Annotated in this window: 14 protein-coding genes; 8 read left to right on the top strand and 6 right to left on the bottom strand. The window is 67.0% G+C overall.

Features of this window, described 5'->3' with window-relative positions; genetic code table 11:
* The first annotated feature begins 96 nt into the window (after positions 1-96).
* The 3 genes from ABIC35_RS09990 (at position 97) to ABIC35_RS09980 (ending at position 3,685) form a co-directional block, all read left to right on the top strand.
* The gene (locus ABIC35_RS09990) at positions 97-2,436 is read left to right on the top strand and encodes a S9 family peptidase (protein ID WP_121074521.1); all 2,340 of its coding nucleotides are present in this window, start codon (positions 97-99) and stop codon (positions 2,434-2,436) included.
* A gap of 119 nt (positions 2,437-2,555) precedes the next feature.
* Positions 2,556-3,059 carry a CcdC protein domain-containing protein gene (locus tag ABIC35_RS09985; RefSeq protein WP_121079168.1) on the top strand — a complete coding sequence of 168 codons (504 nt, stop codon included), beginning with the start codon at positions 2,556-2,558 and terminating at the stop codon, positions 3,057-3,059.
* Positions 3,056-3,685: a DUF938 domain-containing protein gene (locus ABIC35_RS09980; protein WP_121074524.1), complete on the top strand. Its 630-nt coding sequence runs from the start codon at positions 3,056-3,058 to the stop codon at positions 3,683-3,685. The genes ABIC35_RS09985 and ABIC35_RS09980 overlap by 4 nt, the downstream gene beginning before the upstream one ends.
* Here ABIC35_RS09980 and ABIC35_RS09975 read toward each other — a convergent pair.
* Positions 3,660-4,568 carry a DMT family transporter gene (locus ABIC35_RS09975; protein WP_121074527.1) on the bottom strand — a complete coding sequence of 303 codons (909 nt, stop codon included), beginning with the start codon at positions 4,566-4,568 and terminating at the stop codon, positions 3,660-3,662. The genes ABIC35_RS09980 and ABIC35_RS09975 overlap by 26 nt on opposite strands.
* Before the next feature lie 131 nt (positions 4,569-4,699).
* Here ABIC35_RS09975 and ABIC35_RS09970 point away from each other — a divergent pair, with 131 nt between their 5' ends.
* Both ABIC35_RS09970 and ABIC35_RS09965 read left to right on the top strand, forming a co-directional pair.
* Positions 4,700-5,161: an acyltransferase gene (locus tag ABIC35_RS09970; RefSeq protein WP_121074530.1), complete on the top strand. Its 462-nt coding sequence runs from the start codon at positions 4,700-4,702 to the stop codon at positions 5,159-5,161.
* Positions 5,145-5,894 carry an SGNH/GDSL hydrolase family protein gene (locus ABIC35_RS09965; RefSeq protein WP_121074533.1) on the top strand — a complete coding sequence of 250 codons (750 nt, stop codon included), beginning with the start codon at positions 5,145-5,147 and terminating at the stop codon, positions 5,892-5,894. The genes ABIC35_RS09970 and ABIC35_RS09965 overlap by 17 nt, the downstream gene beginning before the upstream one ends.
* 155 nt (positions 5,895-6,049) lie before the next feature.
* Here ABIC35_RS09965 and rfbD read toward each other — a convergent pair whose 3' ends face one another.
* From rfbD to ABIC35_RS09940, 5 genes are all read right to left on the bottom strand, one after another.
* Positions 6,050-6,916: a dTDP-4-dehydrorhamnose reductase gene (gene rfbD / locus ABIC35_RS09960; RefSeq protein WP_121074536.1), complete on the bottom strand. Its 867-nt coding sequence runs from the start codon at positions 6,914-6,916 to the stop codon at positions 6,050-6,052.
* Positions 6,916-7,977 carry a dTDP-glucose 4,6-dehydratase gene (rfbB, locus tag ABIC35_RS09955; protein WP_121074539.1) on the bottom strand — a complete coding sequence of 354 codons (1,062 nt, stop codon included), beginning with the start codon at positions 7,975-7,977 and terminating at the stop codon, positions 6,916-6,918. The genes rfbD and rfbB overlap by 1 nt, the downstream gene beginning before the upstream one ends.
* A 3-nt stretch (positions 7,978-7,980) precedes the next feature.
* Positions 7,981-8,547, bottom strand: a complete 567-nt coding sequence (gene rfbC / locus ABIC35_RS09950) for a dTDP-4-dehydrorhamnose 3,5-epimerase (RefSeq protein ID WP_121074542.1) — start codon at positions 8,545-8,547, stop codon at positions 7,981-7,983.
* Entirely contained in the window at positions 8,544-9,422 is an 879-nt protein-coding gene (gene rfbA, locus ABIC35_RS09945; RefSeq protein WP_121074545.1) for a glucose-1-phosphate thymidylyltransferase RfbA, read from the bottom strand. Before rfbA ends, rfbC begins: the two co-directional genes overlap by 4 nt.
* 115 nt (positions 9,423-9,537) lie before the next feature.
* A complete protein-coding gene (locus ABIC35_RS09940; protein ID WP_121074548.1) occupies positions 9,538-10,950 on the bottom strand; it encodes an exopolysaccharide biosynthesis polyprenyl glycosylphosphotransferase in 1,413 nt (470 codons plus the stop codon).
* Between the two features lie 186 nt (positions 10,951-11,136).
* Here ABIC35_RS09940 and ABIC35_RS09935 point away from each other — a divergent pair, with 186 nt between their 5' ends.
* From ABIC35_RS09935 to ABIC35_RS09925, 3 genes are all read left to right on the top strand, one after another.
* Complete coding sequence (locus ABIC35_RS09935) at positions 11,137-11,379, top strand: hypothetical protein (protein ID WP_147425833.1); 243 nt, start codon at positions 11,137-11,139, stop codon at positions 11,377-11,379.
* Between the two features lie 149 nt (positions 11,380-11,528).
* Positions 11,529-13,715 carry a type I secretion system permease/ATPase gene (locus ABIC35_RS09930; RefSeq protein WP_121074551.1) on the top strand — a complete coding sequence of 729 codons (2,187 nt, stop codon included), beginning with the start codon at positions 11,529-11,531 and terminating at the stop codon, positions 13,713-13,715.
* Positions 13,712-15,106 (top strand): HlyD family type I secretion periplasmic adaptor subunit, encoded by a 1,395-nt coding sequence (locus ABIC35_RS09925; protein WP_121074554.1) that lies wholly within the window; start codon positions 13,712-13,714, stop codon positions 15,104-15,106. The genes ABIC35_RS09930 and ABIC35_RS09925 overlap by 4 nt, the downstream gene beginning before the upstream one ends.
* Positions 15,107-15,194: the final 88 nt, after the last annotated feature.

The following is a 15,194-nucleotide window of genomic DNA, read 5'->3' as shown; positions in this document are numbered from 1 at the left end:
TGCGCCGGGCCCGCGCGGGGGGCCAGCGGCGGAAGGACGCGCCGTAGACCCTCTTCCTTGCGGATGGCCGACTCCACTCCTTCGGAAAGTTGCTCGATGCGCCTGATCGCCTGCTGTCTCCTGGCTTCCCTGACCGCCGGCACCGCGACCGCGCAACAGCGCCCGGTGCTGACCGACGCCGCCTATAGCCGCGCCGCGCACCAGCTGGCGCCGTGGACGGCGCCGCTCGTCGACCATGCGGTGCGCTCGGCACACTGGATCGACGCGCGCCGCTTCTGGTATGTCGACACCGACCATGGCGTCCCGACCATCATGCTGGTCGACGCCGCCAAGCGCACCAAGAAGGCCGCCTTCGAGACCACGGCACTGCTCACGTCGCTCAACGCGGCCGGTCTGCAGGCGCAGGACGCATCGAAGCTAACCATTGGCGACTTCGCGCCGGATCTCGCAAAGAACAGCGCGGTCCTGAGCGTCGGCGGCAAGCGCTACATGTGCGCGATGGTGCAGCCCTATGGCTGCAAGGAGTCGGCGGCACCGAGCGCCGGGCAGATCGCGGGCTATCTGGCGCAGCAGGGCCCGGCGGATGCGGTGCTCTCCCCGGACGGCAAGCGCGCCGCCTTCGTCCGCGACTGGAACCTGTGGGTTCGCGACATGGCGACGGGCGCGGAGCGGCAGCTGACCACCGACGGCGTCAAGGATTTCGGCTACGCGACGGACAATGCGGGCTGGAAGCATTCGGACCAGGCGATCGTGATCTGGTCCCCGGACTCCAGGAAGCTCGCGACCTTCCAGCAGGACCAGCGCGCGGTGGCGGACTTTTCCACCACCACGACGCAGGTCGGGCACTCGCAGGTCGACACGTGGAAATATCCGTTCGTCGGCGACAAGGAGATCATCCAGATCCAGCGCGTCTTCGTCGATGTGGATACGGCCAAGGTTATCCGCCTCAAGATGCCGGCGGAGCCGCATCGCTCCTCGCTTTGCGACGACGTGGTCTGCGGCGAGGGCCCGCAGGACATGCAATGGGCGAAGGACGCGAAGACGCTCGCCTTCGTCTCGACCTCGCGCGACCACAAGGTGGAGACCGTGCGCATCGCCGATGCGGCGAGCGGCGCGGTGCGGGACGTGTTCACCGAGACGGTGCCGACCTGGTTCGACAGCGGCTATAACGACGAAGGGATCAACTGGCGCTATCTCTCCGAGCGCGGCGAGATCCTGTGGTGGTCGCAGCGCGACGACTGGGGCCATTATTATCTGTACAATGCCGGCACCGGCAAGCTCGTGCGGCAGGTGACCCAGGGCCAGTGGAACGTCGACCATCCCATCTACATCGACGAGCGCAGCGGCAAGATGCTGGTGGCGGGCGTCGGGCGCGAGGCCGGCACGGATCCCTATTACCGCAGCGTCTATGCGGTCGACCTGAAGGGTGGAAAGCCCAAGCTGCTGACGCCGGAGAAGCAGGACCATATCGCGTTCCCGTCGAGCGACGGCCGCTATTTCGTCGACATCTACTCGACCCCGCAGGAGCCGCAGACCGCGGTGCTGCGCCGCGCCGACGGAGCGATCGTCCAGCAACTGGCGGAGGGCGACGTGACGCGGCTGAAGGCGGCGGGCTGGCAGGCGCCGGAGAGCATCGCCGTCCAGTGCAGCGACGGCAAGACGCTGTGCCACGGCCTGTTGTTCAAGCCGGCGGGGCTCGATCCCCAGCGCAAATATCCGGTGATCGACTATGTCTATCCGGGCCCGTTCATGGGTACGATCCCCTCGCGGCAGTTCTCCGCATCACAGGGCGACGCGGGCGCGCTGGCGCAGCTGGGTTTCGCCGTGGTCGAGATTGACGCGCTGGGCACGCCGCGCCGCTCCAAGGCCTTCCAGGACTATTACTACCGCGACATGGGCAAGCAGGCGGTGCCCGACCAGAAGAGCGGTATCGAGGATCTGGGCAAGCGCTATGCCTGGCTCGACCTCGACCGCGTCGGCATCTGGGGCCATTCGGGCGGCGGCAATGCGACGGCGACCGCGATGTTCCTCTATCCCGACTTCTTCAAGGTCGGCATCGCCGAGAGCGGCAACCATGACAATCGCAACTATGAGGACGACTTCTACGAGAAGTATCTCGGTCTGCTGACCACCGACGGCAAGACCTCGAACTACGACATCCAGGCCAACCAGGACTTGGCCAAGAACCTGAAGGGCAAGCTGCTGCTGGCGCACGGCCTGCTCGACGACAATGTGCCGGTATCGTCGACGCTGCTGGTGGTCGATGCCCTTGAAAAGGCCAACAAGGACTTCGACCTCGTCCTGTTTCCACGTGCGCATCACGGCTATGGTGACCAGTCCTATTACATGATGCGCCGCCGCTGGGACTATTTCGTCGAGAACCTGATGGGCGCGGCGCCGCCGAAGGAATACAAGATCGAGCGCCCGGGCAACTGACGTCCTGTGTTCGGGCCGCGACAGGCGTCGCGGTCCGGGACAGGGCGTGAAAACCGTGTTTTGACGCCGTCGTGCTTCCCCCTATGCTGCATCGCATCGATTCCCGGGGGAATTCCGCCATGCAGTTCGATACGCCGCACCTGATCCAATATGGAATCACCGCACTCGTCGTGGGGCTGATCCTCGCCTTGCGGATGCGGCGGATGGCGAAGACTCGGCCGCTAACGCTTGAACGACTGTGGATCATCCCGGCGCTCTATGCACTGCTCGTCGCCAGCCTGTTCCTGAGGACGCAGCCAAGCCTCGGCGGCTGGGCGCTGTGCGCCGCAGCGCTGGTGGTGGGCGCCGGGCTCGGGTGGCAGCGGGGCAAGATGATGCGCCTCTCGGTCGATCCGGAGACGCACCAGCTCAACCAGAAGGCGTCGATTGGCGGGCTGTTGTTCATTGTCGTGCTGATTGCGGTTAAGATGATCTGCCAGGCCGAGGGCTCGGCGCTGCACCTCGACCTGATGCTGTTGACCCAGGCGTTCGGCACGATGGCGCTGGGGCTGTTCAGCTTGATGCGCGTCGAGATGTACCTTCGTGGGCGTAGGCTGCTCGCCCAGGCGCGCGCGGCCGCATGAGCGATCGCGAGCGCAGCTGGCTCGCCCCGCCCGAAGGCGTGCGGCGCCATGCCCCCGCGACGCTGCGCAACCGCGCGGCGATCGCGACCATGCTCGGCGACCTGCTCCCCGCCGCTGGTCGCGTACTCGAAGTGGCGAGCGGCAGCGGCGAGCATTGCGCCTATTTCGCCGAGCATTTCCCCAAGCTGGAATGGCATCCGAGCGACCCGGACCCGGACGCGCTCGCCTCGATCGCCGCGTGGTGCGAGGGGCTGGCCAATGTCCGCCCGCCGGTCGCGCTCGATGCGGCGGCGAAGGCGTGGCCGGTCGCCCATGCCGATGCGATCCTGTGCATCAACATGGTCCATATCAGCCCCTGGGACGCGACGCTGGGGCTGATGGCGGGGGCGGGGCGGCTTCTGCCGCCGGGCGCACCGCTGATCCTGTACGGGCCCTATCGCGAGGCCGACGTGCCCACCGCGCCCTCCAATGAAGAGTTCGACCAGTCGCTCCGCGCGCGCGATCCCGCCTGGGGCCTGCGGTTGCTGGGCGATGTCGTGGCGGCGGCGGAAGCGCAGGGGTTGGTGTTCGAGCGGCGGGTGGCGATGCCCGCCAACAACCTCATAGTGGCGTTTCGGCGTAGCTAGCGCGCCCACGCGCCAGCTTCTGCTCGCGATAGACGATGTAGAGCCCGCTGCCGATGATCACCGGCGCGCCGAGCCAGGTCGAGAAGGTCGGGAACACGTCGAACAGCAGCCAGCCGTAAAGCGTCGCCCAGATCAGCCCCGAATAGTCCATCGGCACCACCGCGGAGACGGGGGCGAAGCGCATAGCAGCGGTGAGCGCCAGCTGGCCGACGCCGCCGACGAGCCCGGTGGCGATCAGGATCGCCCAGGTAGCGGGATCATGGGGACGGTAGTTGAAGGCGTAGATCGCGCCCAGCACCGGCACCGAGAGCAGCGAGAACCAGAACACCGTGGTGCCCGCGCTTTCCGTCCGGGTGATCTGGCGCAGCGTGATCGCGACGATCGCGACGAACAGCGCCGCCGTGAGCCCGACCGCCGCACCGAGGATCGGGATCGCCTCGCGCCCCGGCTGCACGACGATCAGCACGCCGATGAAGCCAACGATCACTGCCCCCCAGCGGTGCCACCCGGTCGGCTCGCCGAGGATCAGCGCGCCGAGCAGCGTGGCGAAGATCGGGACGGTGAACTGGAAGGTCTGCGCTTCGGCCAGCGGCAGCAGGATCACCGCGCCGAAGGTGAAGATCATGCCGGTGAGCCCCACCGCGGTGCGCCAGACATGCGCGCCGAAACGCGCGGTCTTGAGCGACTTGAGGCCCGGCCCCATCACCACCCACAAGGTCACCAGCGGCACCGCCCAGAGCTGGCGATGGAACATCGTCTCGATCAGCGAGGCCCCGCGCAGCTCCGACATTTTGATGAGCGCCGACATCGTCGACATGCAGGCGATGGCGAAGAGGCGGAGCGCCAGGCCGGTGGCGATGCGGTCGGGTCGGGCTTCGGACACGGGGCGAGCGTTACGGACAAGCGATTGGCGCGGCAACCCTTTGCACTCGCCTTTCGGTGCGTCGACTTGATTTGCGGGATTTGTTAGGCGGGTCGCGACTGCCCAACCCATGGCTGGAAAAAGGAACCGCAATGGCCTCGTTGAACAAGCTGATCTGGCTGCAACGGCTAATCGTGCGACTTCGCATCCGCTTCTACAATAAATTCTGGGGTATGGACATTCACCCGACCGTTCGGATCTCGAACACGGCGAAGCTCGACAAGACCTTCCCCAAGGGAATCCATATCGACGAATGGTCCTATGTGGCCTTCGGTGCGGCGATTTTGTCGCACGACATGACGCGCAACCTGAAGACCGACACCTATATCGGCAAGAGCTGCTTCATCGGCGCGCGCAGCCTGATTCTGCCGGGCGTGCGCGTGGGCGACGGCTCGATCGTCGCCGCCGGATCGGTGGTGACCAAGGACGTGCCCCCCAAGTCGATCGTTGCCGGCAACCCCGCGGTGGTGGTGCGCTCGGGTATCGAGACCGACATCTGGGGCATCCTGCGCAAGCCGGGGGAACCCTATCTGCGCGATGCGCTGGTCAAATAAGCGGGTCGGCCTTGGCATCGCGCTTGCGCTGGTTGTCGTGACCGCCGGGCTGGGTTGGCGCTTCGTGCCGGCGTTCCGCTGGGGCGGTGCCGCGATGGTCGGCGCGGGGCAGCCGCTCGCCGCGCTCGGCGGCACGCTGGCGGTGCCGCGCGGCGGTACGATAGTGTGCGAGGGCGACAGCCTGACCTATGGCGCGCAGCGCCGGGGCGGCAGCGTGCCCGCGATCAACGGCGCGGGGGCGAAGCGGGTAGCAACTCCGTTTCCCGAGACGCTGGCCAGGGCGCTCGGCGAGCAGGTCCGCGTCGTCAACCATGGCTATCCGGCCGATACTACCGCGATGGGCGTGCGGCGCTGGGCATCCGAGCCCCGCGCCGACCTCGTCGTGCTGATGTACGGCACGAACGACGCCAATCCCCGCGGCTGGCGGCACGCGGTGCCGATCGACGCCTATCGGGCGACGCTGGCGGGGCTGGTGCGCCGGCATGTGACGGCGGGGGCACAGGTGCTCGTCCTCGCGCCGCCGCCGGCAGGTACGGCCTATGCGGCGAAGGCGATCGCGCCCTATCGCGAAGCGGCGCGGGCGGCGGCGGCGGCGGAAGGCGTGGCGTTCGCCGATCCGGCGGCGTTCCTTCAGGGGCTGGCGGTGCCGCTCCAGGCCGACGGGCTGCATCTCCGGGCCGAGGCTGCGGCGCGAATCGGCGAGGGGATCGCGCGGAGGATCACGGTTCGCTGATCGACAGGCTCCGCTTGGCGGAGAACGCGTCACCCATCCAGCCCGCCGTCATCCCGGCGGAAGCCGGGATCCATTGGGGTCTCCGTTCCGACCGCGGCTGAAACCGAGAGGCGACTGGATCCCGGCTTTCGCCGGGATAACGTGTAGGGGCGCGTTCAGCCGAGCAGTCGCGCTACGACGACCGCGAGCGAATCCTGCCACTGCGGCGCGCGATAGCCGAAGGTCTCGGCGAAGCGCGTGCAATCGAGTCGGGAGTTTGCCGGGCGCTGCGCAGGCGTCGGGTAGCCCGAGGTAGGGATGCCGGTAACCTCGGCGGTAGGGCCGCCATGCTTCGCGCTTTCGGCAAAGATCGCACGGGCAAAGTCCGCCCAGTTGGTCTCGCCCGAGCCGGTGAAATGGTAGAGCCCGCTGGTCGTGCCTTCGCGCTGCCAGTGATCGACCACCGTGAGGATGGCCGTTGCAATGTCGAGCGCCGAGCTCGGGCAGCCGCGCTGGTCCTCGACGACGTTCAATGCGTCGCGGGTTTCGGCGAGCCGCAGCATCGTCTTGACGAAATTCGCGCCGAACGGGCTGTAGACCCAGGCCAGTCGCAGCACCGCGTGGGTCGCGCCCGAGGCCTGCACCGCCTGCTCGCCGGCGAGCTTGGTCGCGCCATAGACGCCGAGCGGGCCGGTGGGATCGTCCTCGCGCCAGGGGCGGTCGAGGCTGCCGTCGAACACATAGTCGGTCGACAGATGGATGATCGGCGCGCCGATCTTGGCGCCCGCGCGCGCCAGCACGCCGGGGCCGTCGCCGTTGATCGCCATCGCCAGCTCGGGCTCGCTCTCGGCCTTGTCGACCGCCGTGTAGGCGGCGGCCGAGACGATCAGCTCGGGCTGGATCCGCGCCACCGCCGCCTCGATGGTCTCCGGCTTGGAGAGGTCGAACTCGGGATAGGTGGTGAAGACCAGCTCGTGGCCCTGCGCCTGCTCGGCCAGCGCCTGGGCGACCTGGCCGTCATGCCCGGTTACGAGGATGCGCATCAGGCGGTCTGGCCCAGACGCTCGCCGGCATACTTGCCGGAGCGGATCGGGCCCCACCACCATTCGTTGGCGAGATACCAGTCGATCGTCGCGGCGATGCCGGTGTCGAAATTCTCCTCGGCCTTCCAGCCGAGCTCGGTTTCGAGCTTGGTCGCGTCGATCGCATAGCGGCGGTCATGGCCGGGGCGGTCGGTGACGAAGGTGATCAGCTCGCGGCGCTTGCGGCCGTCGGCCAGCGGAATGCGCTGGTCGAGCAGGTCGCAGATCGTCTCGACCACCTGCAGGTTCGTGCGCTCGTTGCGGCCACCGACATTGTAGCTCTCGCCGACCTTGCCGGTCGTGGCGATGGTCGCCAGCGCCTTGGCGTGGTCGTCCACGTACAGCCAGTCGCGGATGTTCTCGCCCTTGCCGTAGACCGGCAGGGGCTTGCCCTCGAGCGCGTTGAGGATGGTCAGCGGGATCAGCTTCTCGGGGAAGTGGAACGGCCCGTAATTGTTCGAGCAGTTCGACAGCACCACCGGCAGGCCATAGGTGTGGCCCCAGGCGCGGACCAGATGGTCGCTCGCCGCCTTCGACGCCGAATAGGGCGAGGAGGGATCATAGGGCGTCTCTTCGGTGAAGATGCCGCTGTCGAACGGCAGGTCGCCGAACACTTCGTCGGTGGAGATGTGGTGGAAGCGAAACGCGTCGCGCTTCTCGCCTTCCAGCTCGCGCCAATATTGCAGCGCCGACTGGAGCAGCTTGAAGGTGCCGACGACATTGGTCTCGATGAACGCGCCCGGGCCGTCGATCGAGCGATCGACATGGCTCTCGGCGGCGAGGTGCATCACCACATCGACCTGCTCTTCGCGCAGCAGCGGCAGGATCGTCGCGGTGTCGGCGATGTCGGCATGGACGAAGCGGTAGTTGGGCGCGTTCTCGATCGCGGTCAGCGAGGCCGGGTTGCCGGCATAGGTGAGCTTGTCAAGATTGATGACGCGCGCACCCTGGCGAACCAGGTGGCGTACCACCGCCGAGCCGATGAAGCCGGCGCCGCCGGTGACGAGGAAGGTCTGCTGCATGGCTCAGCCCTGATAGAAGAAGGGGGTGTTGAAGTCGGCGAAGGACGGCGCTTCGGCGTCCTTTTCGGACAGCACGGGCGCCACGCCGATGTCCGGCCAGGCGATGGCGAGGTCGGGATCGTCCCAGCGGATCGCCATTTCCTCGTCCTTCGCGTATTTCGCGCTGACCTTATAGAGGATCTCGCAATCCGGAACGAGCGTCATGAAGCCGTGCGCGAAGCCGGCAGGCACCAGCAGCTGGTTCCACTTTTCCGCCGAGAGCTCGACACCGACCCATTTGCCATAGGTGGGCGAGCCACGACGGATGTCGACAGCAACGTCGAAAATCGCGCCGCGCAGCACGCGGACCAGCTTCGCCTGGGCGAAGGGCGGCGCCTGCAGGTGCAGGCCGCGGATCGTGCCGGGCTGCGCCGAGAAGCTCTGATTGTCCTGCACCCAGCGCGCCTCGACGCCCTCGGCATCGAGCACCGACTGCTTGAATACCTCGGAGAAGAAGCCGCGATGATCGCCGTACTTGGGGGGCGTGAACTCGATCACGCCGGACAGCTCGTGGTGATGGACCTGGGTCATGCCGCGGCCGCCACCTTGCGGAGATAGGCGGCATAGCCGGTCTTGCCGAGCCCGGCGGCGCGCTTGACCAGATCCTCGGCGCCGAGCCAGCCAGCCTCGAACGCCACTTCCTCGGGGCATGCGATCTTCACGCCGGTGCGGTGCTCCAGCGTCCGGACGAAGGAGCCGGCATCGTGCAGGCTGTCATGCGTGCCGGTGTCGAGCCAGGCATAGCCGCGGCCCAGCCGGGTGATGTGGAGGTCGCCGCGTTCCATATAGACGCGATTGACGTCGGTGATCTCGAGCTCGCCGCGGGGAGAGGGCTGGATCGACTTTGCGATGTCGACGACATCCTTGTCGTAGAAATAGAGGCCGGTGATCGCCCAATTCGATTTGGGGTTCTCCGGCTTTTCCTCGACGCTCGTGGCGACCCCCGTCTCGGGGTCGAACGCGACGACGCCGTAGCGCTCGGGATCGTCGACATGGTAGGCGAACACATTGGCGCCGCCCTGCGAGGCCTGCTCAGCGGCGGCCTTGCAGCGCTCGCCCATCTTTTCGCCGTGGTAGATATTGTCGCCCAGGATCAGCGCGCTGGGATTGTTGCCGACGAAATCGGCGCCGATCACGAAGGCCTCGGCCAGGCCGTTGGGCGAGGGCTGCTCGGCATAGCTGAGGTTGATGCCGAAGGCCGATCCGTCGCCAAGCAGCGCCTGGAACATCGGCAGGTCGCGGGGCGTGGAGATGATCAGGATGTCGCGGATGCCGGTGAGCATCAGCACCGACAGCGGGTAGAAGATCATCGGCTTGTCATACACGGGAAGCAGCTGCTTCGAGATCGACAGCGTTGCAGGGTAGAGGCGCGTGCCGCTGCCCCCCGCAAGGATGATGCCCTTCATTCAATAATCCCCCATGGCGCGGGCAGGGCCGCAACGACTACGAAACGAGAAACGGAAGCGGGGCCGCTGTCAATCCGTTCGCGGATCGATCGCGCGGCCCCGCGACGTGCGTGGATCAGAATGCGTTGGAGTGCACGATCACCCGCAGCGTCTTGAACAGGATGGTGATGTCGCGCCAGATGTCCCAGCCGTCGATATATTCCATGTCCGCCTGGAGGCGGTTGGTCAGGTCGACGCGGCGATCGGTGGCGCCGCGGAAGCCGCGCACCTGGGCGAGGCCGGTCATGCCCGGCTTGAGCGTGTGGCGGTGCCAGTAGCGCTCGTCGATTTCCCAGAACAGATGGTCGGCAGCGCGCGAGCCCAGCGCGTGCGGGCGGGGGCCCACCACGCTCATGTCGCCGCGGAGTACGTTGAGCAGCTGGGGCAACTCGTCGATGCTGGTCTTGCGGATGAAGCGGCCGACCTTGGTGATGCGATCGTCGTCGCGGCTGGCCGAGACATTGCCGTTCGCGTCGCACAGCGTGACGCGCATCGAACGGAACTTGAGGATCTTGAACAGCCGGTTGCCGCGGCCGACGCGATCCTGCGCGAACAGCACCGGGCCCGGGCTCTCCAGCTTGATCAGGATCGCGACGAGGATCATCAGCGGCGACAGTGCCAGCACCGCAGGTACCGTGATCGCGAGATCCAGCGCGCGCTTCTTGGCGCGGTTCGGCATGCTGAGCGGGCCCTGCGACACGACCAGCGTGTCCTTGCCGTCGTACGAATCCACACCGATCGCGCCGAGCGCGTTGAACTGGGGGACGAGGATCTCGCCCTTGATGTTCATGCCCTTGAGCAGCAGCGCCCAGACCGCGCGATGCTCCTCGGTGCAGGCGACGACCACGCGATCGAAGCCGATCACGGTGGTGCCCAGCCGGTGGAGCATCTGCGGGTCGCGCGGGTTCGGCGACAGGTTGATGATGCGTGCATCAAGCGCGACCGCATCGCCAGCCACGTCGAGCGATACGCCGTCAACGATCACCAGCTCGTCGAGCAGCCGGCCGCCGGTCGCCGCGCGGACGTGGCGACGGAACATCAGCCGGCCGGTGGTGAGCAGGAACAGGGACAGCAGCGTGCCCTCGGCCAGCTGGACGCGCGACAGCGGCAGCTCGGCGGTGAGCAGATAGCTGCCGAGCAGCACGACGAAGACCGAGAAGAAGAACGCCGAGAAGATGTTCTTCACCCCGCTCACCGGGTAGCGCAGGCAGGCCAGCGAATAGGTGCCGCTGGCGAGCGCGGTGCCCAGCGTGATCGGCAGCAGGAAGACGCCGACATTGATGCCGGCGAGCGACAACCAGTTGCCGTCGCGGGTGCAGGCGGCGAGATAAAAGGCGGCAAGGATCGCGATGCTGTCGAGCAAAAGAAGCTCGATATACAGGATCATGCGGAGCGTCGACCGACGCCAGACGGGGGCAACCGAAGGGTCGATCCGGGCATGCGCCCGAAGTTGCTCTTCAAAGGCGCGCTGTGCTTCGAAAGCGTTCATGGCCTCATCGGGCTCCCTCAACGGAATCTGCACGCTGACAGCGGCCGAGTCGGCCTGTTGCACTGCATTATAATGGGACGAATCGCGATCCGAAAGAGTGGGTATCGACCAAATGGTACGTTTTCGGGACCGGGATTCAACAAGATCGCACCCTGGATTGTTGCTGCTGACAGAAGGCTAACCCGCATGAACGCGCGAAGCCCCAGCAAATATCCCTCCGAAACCGACACTATTTGCCATATTTTCAGCGGATCGCGACCTGCAGCGATCTATGCCCAGGAATCGGGCCGGATCAAGGGCGGTCTCACCTTCTACCCCTCCAAAGCAGCCACTTTCTTCGCGCATGCAGCGTGTTTTTCGGCCGAAATTGCTGCGATGCACCCCAAATTTCTCCCGGCCGGTCGCGCGGCCTTTCCGTCGAGGGTGTAGCGGCGATGGCTTAAGGATGGCTGAAAGGGGAACGGCGGGCGGAGCGGAGCCTACGCATAAACCACAGAAACATTTGGCTTAATCGAGTCTTTACCAGCCTTCTTCATCATGGCGTCGACGAGTAGCGCCATGGAGGCAGAGTTCCGGAAATGACACGCGACGAGATGCAGGCCACCCTGCAGAGCGCTTTTGCGAGCCCATCGGCCGCCGAGCGCGAGGCCGAACTGCGCGAATCCGGGCTGGTGGCGCTGTCGCTGCTGCTCGGCGTGCACAACATTGCGATCACGCCAGAACAGCTGCGCCACGCGTTGGGGCATGGCGAATCGCCGACGATCGACGACCTGATCCTGCTCGCCAAGCGCCAGCAGGGCGTCCGCGCCAAGGCGGTCGACGTGCCGCGCGGCGGCCTCGCCCGCCAGCCGCTGCCCGCGATCGCCGACGGCCCCGAGGGCTGGTTCGTGATCGGGGGCCTTACCGAGCATGGCGTGATCATCCAGCGCCCCGGTCGCGCGCCGGAGCAGGTCGACCGCGACGGACTCGATTCGCTCTGGTCCGGCACGCTGGTGCTGCTCACCACGCGCGCGGTGGTGGGTCGGCCGCTGCGCTTCGGCTTTTCCTGGTTCACCGCGCAGTTCAAGCGCTACCGTCGGCTGTTCCTCGAGGTGCTGGGGATCACCTTCGCGCTCAACCTGCTCGGCCTCGCCGCGCCGCTCCTGTTCCAGAGCGTGATCGACAAGGTGCTGATCCACAACAGCATGAGCACGCTGAGCGTGCTCGCCTTCGCCTTCCTGATCGTCTCGGTCTGGGAAGTGGCGCTCGGCTGGATCCGTACCCGGCTGTTCACCGAGACGACGCAGAAGATCGACGTCGAGCTCGGCGCGCGGCTGTTCCACCATCTCCTCGCGCTGCCGCTTTCCTATTTTGAGAAGCGGCGGGTGGGCGACACCGTCACCCGCGTCCGCCAGCTCGAGACGATTCGCGAGTTCCTGACCAACGCCTCGCTCACCGTGCTGGTCGATCCGCTGTTCACGATCGTCTTCCTCGCGGCGATGCTGTTCTATTCGCCGATGCTGTCGGTGATCGTGGTGGCGTCGCTGGTGCTCTACGCCATCGTCTCGTTCGGCATCGCGGGTCCGCTGCGCACGCTGGTCGAGGACAAGTTCGAGAAGAGCTCGGCCAGCAATGCGCTGCTCGTCGAGAGTGTTTCGGGCATCCACACGATCAAGGCGACCGCGGTGGAGCCGCACTGGCAGAATGGCTGGGAGCGCCAGCTCGCCGCCTATACCGGCGCCTCGCAGCGGCTGATCAACACCGCCAATACCGGCAGCCAGGCGATCGAGATGATCTCCAAGCTGAGCTTCGCCGCGATTCTGTTCTTCGGCGCGCAGGCGGTGATCGGCGGCGCGATGAGCGTCGGCGCGCTGGTGGCGTTCAACATGTTCGCGCAGCGCGTGTCGGGACCGGTGATCCGCATGGCGCAGCTGTGGCAGGACTTCCAGCAGGTCCGCATCGCGATCGAACGCCTCGGCGACGTGCTCAACCACCCCGTGGAACCGCGCCCCGCCTCGGCGGCGACGCTGCCGGTGCTGCGCGGTGCGATCCGCTTCGAGAATGTCAGCTTCCGCTATGCCGAGGATCAGCCGCCCGTGCTGAGCGACATCACGCTCGACATTCCGGAGGGAACCTCGCTGGGCATCGTCGGCTCGTCGGGTTCGGGCAAGTCGACGCTGGCCAAGCTGCTCCAGCGGCTCAACCTGCCGAGCAACGGCCGCGTGCTGGTCGACGAGGTCGATGTCGCGCAGCTCGATGCGTCTTGGCTGCGCCGCCAGATCGGCGTGGTGCTGCAGGAGAATCTGCTGTTCAGCCGCACGATCCGCGAGAATATCGCGCTGTCCAACCCCGCCATGCCGTTCGAGCATGTCGTCGCGGCAGCCCAGCTTGCCGGCGCGCACGACTTCATCCTGCGCCAGCCGCGCGGCTATGACACCGAGATCGTCGAGCGCGGCGTCAACCTGTCGGGCGGTCAGCGCCAGCGGCTCGCCATCGCCCGCGCGCTGGTCGGCAATCCGCGCATCCTGGTGTTCGACGAGGCGACCTCGGCGCTCGACGCCGAGAGCGAGGAGCTGATCCAGAACAATCTGCGTGCGATCTCCGCCGGCCGCACGCTGGTGATCATCGCGCATCGCCTCTCGGCCGTTCGCGGCTGCGACCGGATCATCACGCTCGAACAGGGCCGCATCGTCGAAAGCGGCCGCCATGACGAACTGCTGCGCCTGGGCGGCCGCTATGCCGACCTGCACCGCCGCCAAAGCGGCTTCGGGGAGATTGCCGCATGAACGCCGTCGTCACCATGGGTCCCCGCGGCCCGCTCGCCCGGATCCGCGGCACCGTGCTGCCCGCGCGCAGCACCGACTATGACACCACCTTCCTGCCCGCCGCGCTCGAGATCATCGAGCGGCCGGTGTCGCCCACCGCGCGTCTCACCGCCAAGGTGATGGTCGCGGGGCTGGCGATCACCGCCGCCTGGCTGGCGATCGGCAAGGTCGAGGTGGTCGCGCCGACGCAAGGGAGGATCGCGCCGATCGGCGAGACCAAGATCGTCCAGTCGCCCGAATCGGGCATCGTCCGCCGCATTCTGGTGGGCGAGGGGCAGAAGGTGACCAAAGGCCAGGTGCTGGTCACGCTCGACCCGACCATGTCGGCGGCGGAAGCCAATCAGGCCAAGGTGGCACTGCTCAGCGCCCAGCTCGAGGTTGCACGCAACCAGGCGATCGTCGACGCGCTCGACGGCAAGGGCTTCCGCTTCGTCGCGCCCGCCGGGGCCAGCCCTGCCGAGGCGGCGACGCACCGCGACCTCGCCCGCGCACGTCTCGGCCAGATCGAGGCGGCGTACGCCGGCGGTCGGTCGGACAGCGGCGCCGCCGTCTCCGCCGCCGTCGAGGCGCAGGCGCAGGTGCAGAAGCTCGAACAATCGCTGCCGCTGCTCGAACAGCAGGTCGCCGCCAATGAGGCGATGGCCGCCAAGGGCTATGTCTCCAAGCTGCGCGTCGTCGAACTGCGCCGCCAACTGATCTCCGAGCGCCAGGATCTCGCCGCCGCGCGTGCCGGTGTCGCCAAGCTCGGCCAGCAGTCGCACAGCGCGAGCAGCCTTTCGGCCAAGACCCGCGAGGAAGCCCGTGCGCAGGTGCTGCAGGATCTGGTCAAGGCCGAGGGCGAAGTGCGCGGCCGCAGCGAGGACGTCGCCAAGGCGAGCCTGCGCAGCAGCTTCCGCGAACTCCGCGCGCCGGTGAGCGGCACCGTCTCGCAGCTCCAGGTCCATACCGAGGGCGGCGTCGTGGAGGGCGTGAAGCCGCTCCTTTCGATCGTGCCCGACAAGGCGCGGCTCGAGGCCGAGGTGATGATCGACAATAGCGACATCGGCTTCGTCCGCACCGGCATGCCGGTGAAGGTGAAGCTCCAGGCGTTCCCCTATACGCGCTACGGCATGATTCCCGGCACCGTGGTGGGGATCAGCCCCGAGGCGGTGCAAATGAAGGAAGGCCAGCCGCCGGTGTACAAGGCGCGGATCGCGCTCGACCGCAACTATGTCAACGCACACGGCGCCCAGGTGCCGCTGCGCCCGGGCATGATCGCCAGCGCCGACATCGTCACCGGCAAGCGGACGCTGCTCAGCTATCTGGTCGGCCCGGTGCTGGAGACGGGGAGCGACGCGCTGCACGAGCGGTGAGGCGAGGCGGGCATGGTTCCCGCCGCCCTTCCTTTGCATCTAAGATAGAGGGACAGGCCGCCCGCGCTGCTGGCCGGGCGGCCCTCGA

This window comes from Sphingomonas trueperi (assembly GCF_040545965.1).
In the GTDB taxonomy this organism is placed as follows: domain Bacteria; phylum Pseudomonadota; class Alphaproteobacteria; order Sphingomonadales; family Sphingomonadaceae; genus Sphingomonas; species Sphingomonas trueperi_C.
The sequence above is the reverse complement of the archived record's forward strand: the minus strand, read 5'-3'. Positions and strand labels throughout refer to the sequence as shown.